Below are 14,435 nucleotides of genomic sequence, written 5' to 3' on the forward strand. Positions count from 1 at the left end.
AGTTAATCATTATCTTCTCCAAGGTAGGCAGCGATAACTTCGGGGTTATTTTGAACATCGTCTGGGGTGCCATCCCCAACCTTACGCCCGTAATCAAGCACAACAACATGATCAGACAAGTTCATCACCATGTTGATGTCGTGCTCAATCAGAACAACCGTCACGTTCAACTCTTGGTTGATTGATAAGATGAACTCTGCCATTTCCAGCTTTTCATCTTTATTCATCCCTGCCATTGGCTCATCCAGCAGTAACATGTCTGGGGAGGAGGCGAGTGCTCTGCCTAACCCAACGCGTTTCTGGACACCGTATGCGAGGTTTTCAACCACGGTATCTCTGTGCGCTTGAAGATCCAGAAACTTCAATACTTGCTCAGCTCGCTCTCGGAATAACGCCTCTTCCCGTTTGGCAGAAGGTAGGTTCAACGCATGAGATAAAATGCCAACTGTTGAGTGTCTTGATAACCCAGTGAGAACGTTATCTAATACACTCATTTTCTTAAACAATGCATTGTTCTGAAACATTCTTCCGATACCCCTTTTTGCTGCTTCTAGGGGTTGTATCTTTTTAAAATGTTCTTGGTTAAAAACAATTTCCCCTGAATCGGGTCGATAGACGCCATTCAGAATATTTAGCATTGAGCTTTTTCCCGCGCCGTTAGGACCGATCAATGAACAGATCTCGCCACGAGTAACAGAGAAGGAAAAATCGGATATCGCTTTCACCCCTTTGAAGGACAACGAGATATCACGTACATCTAAGATACTATCCATGTGCGTTTTCTCCTTCTAACTGAACAGAAGAAAGACGGGCATTAAGGGGATTTACCGCAGACAAATCAGTACTATTCAACCGACTGAAGCCGTTAACTCGTTTCAGGCGCTTCAACAGGAGTTGTGACCACCAGCTTTTGTATCCCTTGAGCGCTTTTGTTGATAGTGAAAGCGCCAAACCCTCTTTTGTTGGAAGCCGGCTTTGAAAGTCTTTCATGTAACGACCAAAGCGATCTTTTGAGCAAATTAGATGAGTAGGTTGAATCTCAACCCGATCTCGAGCAGAAGACTCTGACGACTCAGGAAATGCGATAGCGAGGTGATCTTTTGTGGTGGTATCGAAAAGAACCTGAATGCCCGATTCCCAATCGGTAGATTCATCACACCAGCCAACCTTTCCCTCTCCCATGAACACTGTGTCTAGGTATTCGGTTGTCGGCGGTTGCTGTTGGCAAACCACGACTTCGTCAATGGGAATTGTGTTCCACAGACCCACAATGCGAGGCTCGCTACCAGTTGAAAAACAAGTTATAGGTTTTGATATTGGAAGAGACAAACACCGATTTAACGTTTGTCTTTTTTCAATGTAGCAATGTGTCGGGGAATGGGCTTCAATCAGTTCCGACAGTTCTTTTTCACTGGCTGCCGACGGAATGGGGATGACTCGTCCTCCCATCGAGCAAACCGCCAAGCCTAACACTAGGAGTTTTGGCTCATAGTTACCGCTAATCAACAATACTGCATCCGACGACAGACCCTTTTGGATCAAACATGACGCTGTGCTTTCGAGTGTTGTATGTAGCCAAGACCAATTAAATCCTAGCCACTCTCCTTGCGATTTGTGCACGAATACGAATTGATCCGGAGATTGATTCGCTTTGATCGCGATATTATTCAAACCATTCGCATCAATGGAAACTTGTTTAGAAACGTTGGTTACTTTGTTCTGCAATCGACTATTCATATGCTTCCCTGTCAATGCCTACTGCACTTACCACAGTCCTTGTGATGGTGCGTAATTTCATATTTCTGTACCGTTCGGTCTGTACACATTTAAAGATCCAATTTAACAAAAAGTCAACATTTATTTTTCATTTGATTATTTTTTGCTTGCTTTCCTAACAGATATTATTTAACTTTCCAAACATATGGCATCAAAAGTAAAATTGGGAATACTCATCCCGTCACATACAAAACCGTACTGAACAGTCCACTTTTTTTGGGCGAGGAGTAAGATTCTGAAAGATACAAAACAGTCAGCAAAAATTCGGCAAATTGCTGCAACACTTTTTGCAGAGAAAGGGTTTAATGGTGTAGGAGTGGCTGAACTTGGAGAGGCCACTGGACTTGGACGTGGTGCGCTCTATCACCATATTGATACCAAGGAAAACCTGCTGTATGACATTTCGTCGCGCTATATTGTTGAACTGGTCGAAGCGGGAAGAGAAATCACTGCAAACCAGATTGATCCAGCAGAGCGCGTTAAAAGCCTAAGCCGTCACTTAATGCACGTAATCAGCATGCATTTGGCTGAGATGACGGTTTGCTTCAGAGAAATTCATTCTTTAACCGGTGAACGCTATCAATCGGTCGCTAACTTACATGCCGAATACCAGCAAATTTGGGAAGATGCTTTCGCAGCGGGAACGGCTCAAGGGCAATTCAGAAAGATCGATAAGACTGCTGTTAAAGGTCTGCTCGGTATGTTTTTCTATAGTTTCTTGTGGCTTAAACCTGGGGGACGTCAATCAGACGAAGAGATAGGAAATATATTCAGTGATTTGGTACTCAGAGCCATTGGCGCACACGAGTATTTAGAAGAAAATCAATTCTTCGAATAAGAACTCGCTGTTCTATGTACTCGGCGTTCAAAAATGCATGAACATGACATTTGTAGGAAGCTTGCTGCTCGCTCATAGCAGCATTCTCCTAAATGCATTTACCAACAATCGCAAGAACAGTCAGAACAGTCTTTTTTCAATGACAATATGTCTACACAGCAACTTGCATTGTCACAAAATTGATCACCTTCTTTTTTGTCTTTTTTCTTTTTCCTATCTCGCTTCAAAGTATCGTTTGCGACTCTGCATGCTGAAAAACGCTGTGAAATTCTTGTCCTTGATGAAAACACACCGTGTTCCTGAATGATCTTTTTAACGGCTTCAGAACAGGAATCCCCTTGGTGTAAGCAGGCGTGTGCGCATCGAAATCCTTTATATGGAGAGATAAAGCGCTGATAAAACCTAATCAGTACGACGGCTAGATATCTCATTCACACTCCCCAATTGCATCCATTCTTCCTTTAGTATTCCGTATCTTACGGAGTCATAGTATGTACCCTTATAGAAACGCACTTTTCGCAGCCTGCCTTCAAGTTTGAAGCCCAGTTTTTCGGCGCACTTCATCATTGCAGGGTTACCTGACCAAGTTGTAAGCCCCACTCTTTCTAGTTCTCGTGTGGCAAATATGTGTGAAACCCACTGACTCAGCGCCTGATGTGCTATGCCCTGCCCCCATACTTTGGAGTCATAGATCACCACACCAGATTCTAACCAACGGGTGTTTTCGTCTTCCCAATAGCAGCTAACTGTACCCACTGGTTTGCCATTCCATTCAATTACCTGAATGTCCTCCCCTTTGAGAAGCCGCTGGAATGTAGTTGTTCGAAACACGTCTTTCGTTGGACGGGTGTAGCCAAAGTAAGGACCGTTGTATTTCGTCCATTCCTCGTCTTTGGTGACCAAATTATGTAAAGCCTGGCATTCATCTTCGAACGCCTTTCTGATAATGACAGTCATAGAAATTACCTAAAAACAGAACTCAGGATCAAAAGAAGCTCCCCATTTGGGGAGCTTCTTTTTTATAGGTTTAACTTACTATTAATTAACGCAATTTCTTCTCGCCATTGTGACTGAAGCTTTGGTTTTTGATGCTTGGGCTTTCGAGCCAGATCGTCTTCAAGCCAGACTTCTAGCTCCAATAACCTTTCGAGCATGATCTCTTCATCACTTTCCGAATCGACAGAATTGCTTACGTCCTTAGTGTTGCTTTCCTTATTGAGCTCAGAAGAACTGCCCATTTGGAGATCGTCACTTTCAAAAGCCAAACGCTGGTACGCTTCATCAACGTCGAGGTACTCTTCCAGTTTGCCGTCGGACACTAGCCAGAATCGGTTGCAACTGGATTCGATAAGTCGACGATCGTGGCTGACCACCAACGCGCCACCTTGGAAGTTTCTTAAGGTTTCGAAAAGCTCTTCTTTCCCTTCTAAATCCAAGTGGTTGGTTGGCTCGTCCAGCATGAGCAAATGATAGTTTGCGAGCGTTAGCCCAATAAATAATAATCGGGAACGCTCACCACCACTGAGTTCCTTTACCTTCTGTTCATGGCGGTTAAATGGAAAGCCGGCACTGTTTAATGAACGCTTTCGTACTTCTTCCGTTAAATTCCCGTAGGAATACAGCGCGTCGAGTAGGCTTTCCTCTCCGTTTAGCTGCTCTAAGCTCTGATCGTAGTACCCGATGTTTGCTTTTGGATGAAGTACTATTCCTCCAACACTGTAACCATCGGAGTACGCAGCCCAAAGCATGCGCATAAGAGAAGATTTACCACTGCCATTTCGCCCCAAAATCGCGACTTTGTCACCACTTTTGATTTGCTGGTGAATAGCCTCAAATAGCAAAGGAAGATGAGGTTGTGCTTTCACTTGGGTGTTTTCGAGTTCTAACAGGCGATTCGCTTGCATACGTTCACCCGACAAGGTTAACGTCCACGGTGAACCTTGCGTAAGTTCGGTTTGCTGCTCGACCAATCGATCTTTGCGCTTTTCCATGTGTTTGGCTTTACGAGCTAAGTCTTCGTTGTCGTAAACTTTGCCCCAAACGGCTAAACGTTTGGCGCTTTTTTCGATCCGGTCAATCTCCTTTTGCTCCGACTTATGGCGCGCTTCGTCAGCCATGTCTTTCTCTGAGAGCGCTTGCCTCGCTTCGCTACAAGGTAAATCAAAACTATAGAGCCCTTTGTCTCTCATAATCCAAGTTGTATTGGTTACGCTGTCTAAAAGAGTCTGATCGTGAGACACCAAAACAAAGCTGCCACGCCATGTGTTAAGAAAACGCTCTAACCATAGCAAGGTGGGTAAATCTAGGTGGTTGCTGGGTTCATCTAAAAGCAATAGATCGGGCTGGGTAATAAGCGCTCTTGCCAGCAAGAGTTTCATGTGCTGCCCGCCACTGAGGGAGGAAGCAAGCTGTTGCCATTGGCTTTCGCTAAAACCAAATTCCGCCAATAACGCTTCAACGCGCCATCGTTCATCGAGCTCTGGTAATTGCTCTGCCAATGCTTCAATCAAACTGGCGTGCTCAACTGCGGCAGGAAGGTACTGCTCTACGCTGGCAACCACGCAGCGGTGTGCTTTGGTAACACTTCCAGTGTGAGAATCTGATTTGCCACTCAACACGGCAAGTAGCGAGCTTTTTCCACAACCGTTGTGACCAATTAAGCCAATTTTGTTGCCTTTTTGCAGGGTGAAAGAAATCGCTTCAAACAAAGTGCTTGAAGGTTGTTCAATAGTAAGAGTTTGTGCTGATAATAAAGTACTCATAAGTTTCTCAAGAATTGCGGGCACGATGCCCTTGTCAAACTACGCTGACAACAATCCAAGAGCTCAAGAGAAGAGCACTCTGAATAGAATGGTTTTGTATTCGCTCAAGCCTGGATTATCGCAGCACGATATCGCAATGTCTTGAGTGGTTCACTATAGCAAAGTGACGTGCGCTAAATGGGCGACACACAAACATAATTAATTCCTCCTTTTTCTTTGGGGCGATGGTTACGCCGCTGTAAATGGGTAGCGCGATAATAGATTTATCACCTTAAAAAAAGATAGCCTTGAGAAACTTTACGCATAAAAAAAGAGAGGTCGGTCACCTCTCTTTCACATTTGATGAGCATGACTCTAAGTTACGCTCGATGTTATTTTACCCATTGACGACGTCAACCAATCAATACTGTCGGATTTCCGGCAACGATTTTACCACCGTGAGCGGTACCATCACCCATTCTTGCGGCAGGTTTACCATTAATGGAGACAGAGCCAGAACCTTCGTTGATAGTGTCTGGTGGACCTATGCAGACCAACTTATCTCCTTTTCTACCAGCAGGTAAGCCCCCAATAAATACATTGCCTGAGCCACTAACCACTGGACCACCGACGTGAGGGACTTTGGCTGTAACCTTAGGGCAGACATGCATTGATGTAACGGTGGCAGCAGGTTTTCCCATCTCCAACTCCTCACATTAATATAAAATTATGTGAACAAGCTAGAACAGTCGATGGTTGATATCAATGTGAGAAGTTATTGGTGAGAACACTCGTTCGGTAAAATTGTAGTTTCATCACTTAGTGTCGATGAAATAAACAAATGCATACAAAAAAACTTTTAGTTTGCTTCAGAACCCAAACCTATGGGAACCGAAGCTTGATGACGTTGATTGGCTACTGATGCAGATTACCGCCCATCTGTTCATTTAAATATTCAGCGGCTTCCAGCATGGCTTCGCGGCATTCTTTCCTGATGGCACGGTTATCGCCTTCCACGCTTTCTATTAAAGGAATGGTCAAACAGGCGATTGCCTGCCCAGAATAATCCGTTAAAGGTACTGAAATGTTGACGACACCTTTAATGACATAGCTTTTGCGCTCTTCGTATCCTTTTTTACGAACTTTCGCTAGCTCCGCTTTTATTTCGCTAATGTCTTCTTCACTACCGGGAGGGTGGGCAAGGATAAACTGCTCTAATTCACTGTCTGGCGAGTGCGCTAAAATAACGCGACCAGAAGACGCTTTCCACACATCCAATTTGGCACCTAACCGGACACTCATCAAGTGGTATCCCGGAGAGTCAACTTGCCCAATAACCAACAATTTCCCTTCAGAAACGATGGCCAAATGAACCGATTGCTGAAGCTTTTCAGCCAATGTATTCATAACCGGAACCGCAAGGGATGTGAGGCGTTTTATCTTTGGATAACGATGCGAGACTTCGAACAACTTCGTGGTAAGCGCATACCTGTCGGTGTGAGGATCTAGCGACAGATAACCTCTATCGCACAGCACCACCAGCATTCTAAAAATCTCTCCGACACTTCTGCCTAATTCTCTGGCTATTTCAACCTGAGAAAGCCCAGAAGCATGGCTTGAAAGTACTTCTATGATGTCTAAGCCCTTTTCCAGAGCTGGCGCTTGATACTTTTTTTCTTCTTTCGTATCCAATGGTTTTCCTTACTGGTGAATAACTTGCTTCCAAGCTGCCTTTGTGGCGCTATACCCAAGTAACCTTAGGATGCTTGGGTATAAGACTGTCGCTTATTGGAACCAATACTACTGAATACTTTACCAAGTTTCATCTGCGAGACATCACATCATTCATACTATGTGATCGCATTTTCCACTTTGGTTGTTTGCCGTATTTTGTCCCAATCCCAGTTTATACCTAAGCCAGACTCCGAAGGAGCAATAGCTTTGCCATTATTTATTGAAAGTGTGTTCGATGTAACAGAACCTAACTGTGGGATATATTCTAACCAGCGGCTATTAGGCACTGCACAACATAACGATACATGCAACTCCATCAAGAAATGTGGGCAAACGGATACATTATACGTTTCAGCCAAATGCGCGACTTTTAGCCAAGGGGTAATCCCCCCTATTCTTGCCACATCGACTTGAACAATATGACAAGCGCCCCGCTCTAAATATTCTCGAAATCCGCGCGTGCCGTACATGGACTCACCGACCGCAATAGGCAACCCTGCAGTCGCACACAATTGCTGATGACCCGAGATGTCTTCCGCTGGCATCGGCTCTTCTAGCCAACTGATTCCAAGCTCTGCGAATGCTCTGCCTCGCTTTATTGCTTCATCACGGCTGAAGCTTTGGTTGGCATCAACCATGATGTGATAGTCGTCGCCCACCTGCTCTCTTACGTATTCCAACCTGCGAATATCTTCCGCTAAACTCGGTGAACCGACTTTTACTTTGGAGCCACCGAACCCTTGCTGTTTAACCGCAATCGCATCTTCCGCTAGTTGTTCTGCCGTAAGGTGTAACCAACCGCCTTCGGTGGTATAAAGCGGAATTTCATTTTTCGCTCCTCCCGCCATTTTCCACAATGGAAGCTGGGCTTTGATCGATTTTCTGTCCCACAACGCAGTATCAATCGCCGCAAGTGCTAGTGACGTAATTGCACCTACCGATGTGGCGTGTGAATGAAAATACAAAGAGCGCCAAATCTCTTCAATACAGTCAGGATCTTTCCCAATTAGCTGAGGCAAGAGGTGATCGTTTAGAAGCGCGACGACAGAAGAACCTCCTGTACCAATGGTGTAGGTGTACCCCACACCCGTTACACCGTCACTATCAGTAATTTTAACAATGGGTGTTTCTTGACAAACAAACGCCTGAATGGCGTCAGTTCGTTTTACTTCTGGAGTCAGATCGACCCAAAAAAGCTCTGCTTTCACTATCCGTGTCATGGCTTTGATTCCTTAACCCTGATTCCATTCAGGCATTTTCGTACGCGACGGCGACTTGACTAGAAACACCCAGCCCATCGATACCAAGTTCTACGACATCGTTCTCTTTCAAATATCTAGGTGGGTTGAACCCTAGCCCAACACCAAATGGCGTACCTGTCGATATGACATCACCTGGCAATAAAGTCATGTATTGGCTGATGTAACTGACCTGGTTAGCGATTGAAAACACCATGTCACTGGTGTTGCTGTCTTGCAGCATTTCACCGTTCAAAGATAACCATAACCGGAGGCTTTGCGGATCCGTGCACTCGTCAGTGGTAACCAAATAAGGCCCAAGCGGCGCAAAGGTGTCGCAGCTTTTGCCTTTTACCCATTGCCCTTCTTGTTCAAGCTGGAATTCACGTTCCGAGTAATCGTTGTGTAGCGCATACCCAGCTACATAATCCAATGCCTCGTCTTCCGAGACGTAACTGGCGCGTTTGCCAATAACAATAGCGAGTTCCACTTCCCAGTCAGTTTTCACGCTGTTTTTTGGAATAATGACAGGATCGTTTGGCCCACACAGTGAGCTCGTCGCTTTCATAAACAACACGGGTTGGCTCGGAAGTGGCATGCCCGATTCCTCGGCGTGTTTCTTGTAATTCAAACCAACGCATATAATTTTGGATGGGCGGCAAATCGGGGCACCGTAACGTTCTTTTTCATCAAACTCTGGGCAATTTCCTTGGTGCTCGTCTAGCCATTTCGCTAACCGTTCTACACCATCATTTTCAAAAAAATCTTCCGTATAATCTTCACCAAAAGCGCTGACATTGATGCGTTTTCCATTGGTTAGTTCGACGCCGGGTTTCTCTTGCCCCAGTTCGCCCACTCGAATCAGTTTCATTTTATTGTCCTTAAAAAATGTTTAGCGGAGTTGAACCACACCACCGTCTATGTCGTAGCTTACGCCTGTAATAAATTTGGCTTTATCGCTGCAAAGAAATACCGCAATATCAGCAATTTCTTCTGGTGTCCCCATTCGTCCAATGGGTTGATATTCGCTGAGTACTTTGAACATTTCGTTTTTATTGTCGGGGTAGTGTTTATCTAAATACCCATCGACGAATGGCGTATGAACTCGAGCCGGGCAAATGCAATTACAACGCACCCCTTTATCAACGTAATCTCTTGCAATACTGAGCGTCATGGCGGATACCGCACCTTTAGAGGCGGAGTACGCAAACCGATCAGCTATCCCTAATTTCGCAGCGATAGAAGAAAGATTGAGAATGGATCCTTTTGCCGATTGAAGCATTGGCATCAAGTACTTGGTGAATAAAAATAAGCCGTTCACATTCACTGAAAATACGCGTTGAAGCTCATCCAGTTCGGTATTTTCAACGTTACCAATGTGCGCAATGCCAGCATTGTTAACAAGAATATCCAATCGACCAATTTGCTGTTCTAATTCTGCCACTAGGCGCTTCACGTCGGGCTCCGAAGACACGTCACACGTTAACGCCGTGATCCGATCAGAACCAAAACCTTCCGCTGCACTCTCAAGGTGCTCTGGATTAATATCTACTAAAACGATATGTGCGCCCGCCTGATGAAAACCTTTGGCAATCGCTAACCCAATCCCAGACGCTGATCCGGTAATAAGGGCTACTTTTCCCTGTAGCATGGGTATCTCCTTAATTGAGTTCAAAGACTTGTTCCATGTTTTGCCACCACGCTTCACCTGCTTCAGGTAATGGCTGCTGCATGGGTTTCATCCACGCCCACCATTTTTGAGTAATGGGATCTGCGGCCATCGCAGCCATATCTCCTTCGAAGTCATGGCCAACGTATTCAAAGTAGGCAAACAGCAAACCGTCGTGATGAAAAATGGAGTAATTTTGGATGTGTGATGCTTTGATTTGAGCCAGTACTTCCGGCCAAACTTCAGCGTGTGCTTTAACGTATTCGTCGTAATGTTCGGGCTTTAATCGGATAACTTGACCAAACTTCTGCATGAACATTCTCCTAACGTAGCCGCGACAAATAAGAACGTTGCGCCGTCTTATGGAAAAGGTACTGGCGCTCTTCTTCTGTCCAATTTGAAACCATTGCGTTTAAGCGTTGATGCCAATCCTGCGCTGACTCCACTAAAGCCACCACCGGCCAGTCTGAGCCAAACAACAGCCTTTCTGCACCAAATGCCTTTTTTAGGTAAGCAAGCACATCGCTTAGCAAGCCGTCTGTTTTTGAAAGATCCCCAGCTTGGGTAACAAGACCAGATACCTTACAAACGGAATTTGGCATCGCCGCTATTGAGGCAATATCTCGTTTCCATTTCCCATAGGCTTTTTCATCTTCCAAATAGGAGGCAATGGCAGGAATACCGCCATGGTCGATAACGAAATGCGTATCTGGGCAATGCTTGATGAGTGCTGCGGCATCCTCTAGCTCTTGAGGGCGAATACAAATATCGAAAGAAAACCCTGCATTACCTATCGCTTGAACACCATGAATAAAAGGCGATTGCAAGCAGTATCCTTTTGGTCGCTCCTCTGTGTGAAGCACTTGTCTGAATCCAACGACATGTTTTGCATCGCTGTGGATGCGTTGTAGATAAGGAACAACGTCGCTTCGTGTGACATCAAGAGATGCAACCATAGCGACAAGCGGAAATTGAGGGTTTCGACACAGCAGCCCTATAGCGTCAATTTCCTTACCTTTTTGACTCTCAACGACATCCACTTCCACGTAGATAGCGCGATCGACGGATTTAAAATCAGATTGGTACATGTCCAAACTGAACGTTTTATTGAGCGCTTCAAATCCTGTGACCCATGGCAAATCGAACTCATCCAAATCCCATAGATGCAAGTGACTGTCTATGATCATTTCTGATCTCCTTTTCCTGTTCGATATTTTAAATATAAAATTACATTTTAAATACGATATGTAAATCGATTTATGGCTATTATTTGATCAATTTAGCAGCTAGCGTGAAGTTGATCACGAAGCGCTTGTTCAAGATCTTCTTTGCAACAGTGGATTATTGAAATGACTTAAAGAACTGATGGGGTAATTGAATCAACGAATGAGGCTAATTAAATGGGTAAAAAAGAAGTGACACGAAAAAACCCCTCACTTTGTCGATCCAAAGAAAGGGGCAAAAGAGACGCTATTTTAATTTCGTATGCGTTAGTAAGGTATAGCTTCGGTCTGTTGGGCTATTGTCTGTTTAGTTATGGTCTGTTGAGTTAGAGCAAAGAAGGCAACCACAAAGTAATCGCAGGCATATAAGTCACCAGCATAAGCACGACAACCATTGCCAAATAGAAAGGCAGCATATGCCGAGCCGTAGTTTCTATTTTAACCTTACCTATTCCACACCCGACCATCAGCGAAGTGCCAACCGGTGGAGTACACACGCCAATACCTAAATTGAGCAGCATGATGATGCCAAAATGAATCGGGTCGACACCTATGGTTTTGGCTATGGGTAAAAGAATTGGCGTCAGGATAAGAATCAAAACCCCCATATCCATCAGCATCCCCAAAACCAGTAGCAATATGTTAATGGCTAACAGCACCACATAAGGGTTGTCTGACAATCCCAAAATGAAATCAGCCAACAAACTTGGTACGCTGAGGAACGACAATAAATAACCAAATGCAGAAGAGGTCATGATAATTGCGATCACCATTGACAGCGTTTTCATGGTGTCGCTCATGATTTTCTTCATTTGGGTACGATTGACGCTTTTGTAAATCAATATTGTGACTAACAACGCATACGCCACCGCAACCGCCGCAGACTCTGTCGCCGTAAAGATGCCTAACACAATCCCACCGATAATAATAACGATGGTAAACAACCCAATTGAAGCTTCACTTGTAATCGCCAACCCTTCTTTAAGCGAATACTTTTTTCCTTGCGGATGACCATGTCGAATCGCCAAAAATCCGCACAGAATCATCAAAGAAACACTCAGCAATATGCCTGGCACATAGCCCGCGACAAACAACTGGCTAATCGGCAGCCCGCCAGCTGCCAACGCGTAGTAAATCATATTCTGGCTTGGAGGAATCAATACCCCCTGTACAGAAGATGTAACCGTAACCGCGACCGAGTATTCCGCTGGGTAGCCACTGCGCTTCATGGCTGGAATCAAAAACGATCCAATCGACGCCACGTCTGCCACTGAAGAACCCGAAATACCGCCAAAGAAGGTACTGGCGACCACATTACCCTGCGCCATCCCGCCTCTAAATCGACCTACTAGCACTTCTGAAAAACGCACCAATCGGTCAGAAATCCCACCTTCCGTCATTATGCTGCCGACAAGAATAAAAAACGGTACGGCAAGAAACGTAAAGCTGAACATGCCATTGACCATTCGCTGCGCCACAAGCAACAGTGGAAGGTCTAACTGCCAAGCAGTGAGTACTGAAGATATACCTAGCGCAAAAGCAATAGGCACTCTTAGTAACATCAAGGTTAAGAAACTACCTAGTAGTACTGCAATCCCTACTTGATCCGCACTCATAAAGATCCCTCTTCTTTTTCCCTTACGTCTCCCGTCACAATGTTGGTGATCGCATTAATAAGAGTCAGAATAGCCCCGACAACGGCTGAATAATAAAGTAGCTGCTTTGGCAAACCAGAAGCAGGAAGTATCTGTGCTCCGGCAATGTTAACCAGCGTTTGAGCGTTCATAAGTAGAATGAAAGAAAAGCCAGCAATACAGAGATAGGCAAAGTAATCGAGTGACTTACCAATTGGCATTGGCGCTTTGTCTCGCAAATAAGTGATGGCAACATGAGAATGTGTTTTCACCCCCACAGCAATAGACAACATTCCGTACCACACCAAAAACAACATAGCGACTTCTTCAGACCAACTGGTTGGTTTATTAAACACATATCGTAAAACTACCTGCATGACAGTTATCACGACAATCAATTCAAGCAGTCGGTTAGCTACCCATGCAACAATTTGATTCAGTTTCGTTATTAGCAGACTCATCATTTTGGCTCCGTGAGCTTTGTGCTTGCCCTATCCCTACGTTCAATCACACCTCTATGTTTCAACGTAACCCTACGGTTTAAGGCAAGCACTCCGCACTAATTCACTGCCTTAATTTTGCTAACAAGAGGTAACAGTTTCGGAAATTCTTCATACACTGGCTGAACCGCTTCTTGGAAAGGTGTATTGTCGATAACCGTGACTTTCACACCCGCTGCAACCACTTTCTTTTTTGCATCAATATTGGCGCGAATCATTAGGTCTCGCTCAAAAATCGCCGCTTCTTTCGCTGCTCTAGAGATAGCTTCACGCTGATTTTGAGGAAGTGAGTCATATTTCGCTTTGTTCATGATCAGTATAGCGGGTGGGCTCAAGTGACCATCTTCTACGTAGTTTGGCGCAACTTCGTAGTGACCAGACGTGAGATAACTAACGTAGTCGTTCTCAGCACCATCGATCACACCTGTTTGTAAGCTAGAAAACACTTCACCGTAGTTCATAGGGGTCGCAACACCTCCAACTAAATTGACCATGCTGATTGAAATAGGTGATTTCTGAACTCGGATCTTTAACCCTTTCATGTCTTCGATAGAGTTTACAGGGTTGTCTTTCGTGGTATAAAAGCTGCGGGTTCCCGCTTCCATGTATTCGAAACCGATTAAGCCGTATTTCGCCATATCGGCACGAACTTCATCTCCTACTTCGCTATCTAAAACACGGTATTTGTGTTTCACATTTTTAAAGATATAAGGAAGCGTAAACACGCCGATACTTGGCGACACATTCGCCAGAGTAACGCTGTTCACGCGAGTTAAGTCGATAATCCCAGCTTGAGTTTGCTCAATGGTTTCCGCCTCTTGCCCTAACTGAGCACCCGAGAACACTTTTACTTTTATTTCACCATTCGAGTATGTCGATGCAAGCTCGGCAAATTTATGCATCGCCACGGTAACGGGGTTGGATTCTGGCTGGTTTTCTGCCAAGCGTAACGTTGTTGCCATCGATAAACTCGGCACCAGTATTGCTGCAATTGAGCAACTAATTAAACCTTTCGTTAGTGTCCATTTCATGTCCTATACTCCTTGTTTACTCGGCTATTCCTAAGCCAAATATTGGGTTAT

Annotated in this window: 16 protein-coding genes; 1 reads left to right on the forward strand and 15 read right to left on the reverse strand. The window is 44.8% G+C overall.

From position 1 onward, the window contains the following. Positions 1 to 2 precede the first annotated feature (2 nt). Together LDO37_RS10560 and LDO37_RS10565 are read right to left on the reverse strand one after the other, a co-directional pair. Entirely contained in the window at positions 3 to 773 is a 771-nt protein-coding gene (locus tag LDO37_RS10560; RefSeq protein ID WP_126608390.1) for an ABC transporter ATP-binding protein, read from the reverse strand. Further along, the gene (locus LDO37_RS10565) at positions 766 to 1,737 is read right to left on the reverse strand and encodes an AMP-binding protein (protein ID WP_126608389.1); all 972 of its coding nucleotides are present in this window, start codon (positions 1,735 to 1,737) and stop codon (positions 766 to 768) included. Before LDO37_RS10565 ends, LDO37_RS10560 begins: the two co-directional genes overlap by 8 nt. A 274-nt stretch (positions 1,738 to 2,011) precedes the next feature. On the opposite strand from LDO37_RS10565, the gene LDO37_RS10570 reads away from it, so the two are divergent. Then, positions 2,012 to 2,614 (forward strand): TetR/AcrR family transcriptional regulator, encoded by a 603-nt coding sequence (locus tag LDO37_RS10570; RefSeq protein ID WP_263422453.1) that lies wholly within the window; start codon positions 2,012 to 2,014, stop codon positions 2,612 to 2,614. 98 nt (positions 2,615 to 2,712) lie between these two features. Here the strand turns inward: LDO37_RS10570 and yidD are convergent, their stop codons facing one another. The 13 genes from yidD to LDO37_RS10635 all read right to left on the reverse strand — a co-directional run bounded on the left by yidD (position 2,713) and on the right by LDO37_RS10635 (position 14,384). Further along, the gene (gene yidD / locus LDO37_RS30355; protein ID WP_126608387.1) at positions 2,713 to 3,045 is read right to left on the reverse strand and encodes a membrane protein insertion efficiency factor YidD; all 333 of its coding nucleotides are present in this window, start codon (positions 3,043 to 3,045) and stop codon (positions 2,713 to 2,715) included. After that, the gene (locus LDO37_RS10580) at positions 3,017 to 3,571 is read right to left on the reverse strand and encodes a GNAT family N-acetyltransferase (RefSeq protein WP_126608386.1); all 555 of its coding nucleotides are present in this window, start codon (positions 3,569 to 3,571) and stop codon (positions 3,017 to 3,019) included. The genes yidD and LDO37_RS10580 overlap by 29 nt, the downstream gene beginning before the upstream one ends. A gap of 62 nt (positions 3,572 to 3,633) precedes the next feature. Further along, positions 3,634 to 5,376 carry an ABC-F family ATP-binding cassette domain-containing protein gene (locus tag LDO37_RS10585; protein WP_224055191.1) on the reverse strand — a complete coding sequence of 581 codons (1,743 nt, stop codon included), beginning with the start codon at positions 5,374 to 5,376 and terminating at the stop codon, positions 3,634 to 3,636. A gap of 392 nt (positions 5,377 to 5,768) precedes the next feature. Further along, positions 5,769 to 6,056: a PAAR domain-containing protein gene (locus LDO37_RS10590; RefSeq protein ID WP_101111334.1), complete on the reverse strand. Its 288-nt coding sequence runs from the start codon at positions 6,054 to 6,056 to the stop codon at positions 5,769 to 5,771. Positions 6,057 to 6,270: 214 nt separating this feature from the next. After that, positions 6,271 to 7,047: an IclR family transcriptional regulator gene (locus tag LDO37_RS10595; RefSeq protein ID WP_126608765.1), complete on the reverse strand. Its 777-nt coding sequence runs from the start codon at positions 7,045 to 7,047 to the stop codon at positions 6,271 to 6,273. A 158-nt stretch (positions 7,048 to 7,205) separates the two neighbouring features. Then, positions 7,206 to 8,309, reverse strand: a complete 1,104-nt coding sequence (locus tag LDO37_RS10600; RefSeq protein ID WP_126608766.1) for a mandelate racemase/muconate lactonizing enzyme family protein — start codon at positions 8,307 to 8,309, stop codon at positions 7,206 to 7,208. 28 nt (positions 8,310 to 8,337) lie between these two features. Next, on the reverse strand, positions 8,338 to 9,198 hold the full coding sequence (locus tag LDO37_RS10605; RefSeq protein WP_126608767.1) for a fumarylacetoacetate hydrolase family protein: 861 nt from the start codon (positions 9,196 to 9,198) through the stop codon (positions 8,338 to 8,340). A 21-nt stretch (positions 9,199 to 9,219) separates the two neighbouring features. Then, a complete protein-coding gene (locus LDO37_RS10610; RefSeq protein ID WP_126608768.1) occupies positions 9,220 to 9,978 on the reverse strand; it encodes an SDR family NAD(P)-dependent oxidoreductase in 759 nt (252 codons plus the stop codon). A 10-nt stretch (positions 9,979 to 9,988) separates the two neighbouring features. Then, positions 9,989 to 10,309 (reverse strand): L-rhamnose mutarotase, encoded by a 321-nt coding sequence (locus LDO37_RS10615; RefSeq protein ID WP_101111329.1) that lies wholly within the window; start codon positions 10,307 to 10,309, stop codon positions 9,989 to 9,991. 10 nt (positions 10,310 to 10,319) lie between these two features. Further along, the gene (locus LDO37_RS10620) at positions 10,320 to 11,183 is read right to left on the reverse strand and encodes an amidohydrolase family protein (RefSeq protein WP_126608769.1); all 864 of its coding nucleotides are present in this window, start codon (positions 11,181 to 11,183) and stop codon (positions 10,320 to 10,322) included. 362 nt (positions 11,184 to 11,545) lie between these two features. Continuing rightward, complete coding sequence (locus tag LDO37_RS10625; protein WP_126608464.1) at positions 11,546 to 12,835, reverse strand: TRAP transporter large permease; 1,290 nt, start codon at positions 12,833 to 12,835, stop codon at positions 11,546 to 11,548. Further along, positions 12,832 to 13,317: a TRAP transporter small permease gene (locus tag LDO37_RS10630; protein WP_126608465.1), complete on the reverse strand. Its 486-nt coding sequence runs from the start codon at positions 13,315 to 13,317 to the stop codon at positions 12,832 to 12,834. Before LDO37_RS10630 ends, LDO37_RS10625 begins: the two co-directional genes overlap by 4 nt. Before the next feature lie 95 nt (positions 13,318 to 13,412). Then, positions 13,413 to 14,384 (reverse strand): TRAP transporter substrate-binding protein, encoded by a 972-nt coding sequence (locus LDO37_RS10635; protein ID WP_221768552.1) that lies wholly within the window; start codon positions 14,382 to 14,384, stop codon positions 13,413 to 13,415. Between the last annotated feature and the right edge of the window lie 51 nt (positions 14,385 to 14,435).

It is taken from the genome of Vibrio penaeicida (assembly GCF_019977755.1).
Lineage (GTDB): Bacteria > Pseudomonadota > Gammaproteobacteria > Enterobacterales > Vibrionaceae > Vibrio > Vibrio penaeicida.

Excerpts from the sequence above, each read along its gene's own strand:
- LDO37_RS10560 (WP_126608390.1), bottom strand. The coding sequence starts at position 773 with ATGGATAGTATCTTAGATGTACGTGATATCTCGTTGTCCTTCAAAGGG.
- LDO37_RS10565 (WP_126608389.1), bottom strand. The coding sequence starts at position 1,737 with ATGAATAGTCGATTGCAGAACAAAGTAACCAACGTTTCTAAACAAGTT.
- yidD (WP_126608387.1), bottom strand. The coding sequence starts at position 3,045 with ATGAGATATCTAGCCGTCGTACTGATTAGGTTTTATCAGCGCTTTATC.
- LDO37_RS10580 (WP_126608386.1), bottom strand. The coding sequence starts at position 3,571 with ATGACTGTCATTATCAGAAAGGCGTTCGAAGATGAATGCCAGGCTTTA.
- LDO37_RS10585 (WP_224055191.1), bottom strand. The coding sequence starts at position 5,376 with ATGAGTACTTTATTATCAGCACAAACTCTTACTATTGAACAACCTTCA.
- LDO37_RS10590 (WP_101111334.1), bottom strand. The coding sequence starts at position 6,056 with ATGGGAAAACCTGCTGCCACCGTTACATCAATGCATGTCTGCCCTAAG.
- LDO37_RS10600 (WP_126608766.1), bottom strand. The coding sequence starts at position 8,309 with ATGACACGGATAGTGAAAGCAGAGCTTTTTTGGGTCGATCTGACTCCA.
- LDO37_RS10605 (WP_126608767.1), bottom strand. The coding sequence starts at position 9,198 with ATGAAACTGATTCGAGTGGGCGAACTGGGGCAAGAGAAACCCGGCGTC.
- LDO37_RS10610 (WP_126608768.1), bottom strand. The coding sequence starts at position 9,978 with ATGCTACAGGGAAAAGTAGCCCTTATTACCGGATCAGCGTCTGGGATT.
- LDO37_RS10615 (WP_101111329.1), bottom strand. The coding sequence starts at position 10,309 with ATGCAGAAGTTTGGTCAAGTTATCCGATTAAAGCCCGAACATTACGAC.
- LDO37_RS10620 (WP_126608769.1), bottom strand. The coding sequence starts at position 11,183 with ATGATCATAGACAGTCACTTGCATCTATGGGATTTGGATGAGTTCGAT.
- LDO37_RS10625 (WP_126608464.1), bottom strand. The coding sequence starts at position 12,835 with ATGAGTGCGGATCAAGTAGGGATTGCAGTACTACTAGGTAGTTTCTTA.
- LDO37_RS10630 (WP_126608465.1), bottom strand. The coding sequence starts at position 13,317 with ATGATGAGTCTGCTAATAACGAAACTGAATCAAATTGTTGCATGGGTA.
- LDO37_RS10635 (WP_221768552.1), bottom strand. The coding sequence starts at position 14,384 with ATGAAATGGACACTAACGAAAGGTTTAATTAGTTGCTCAATTGCAGCA.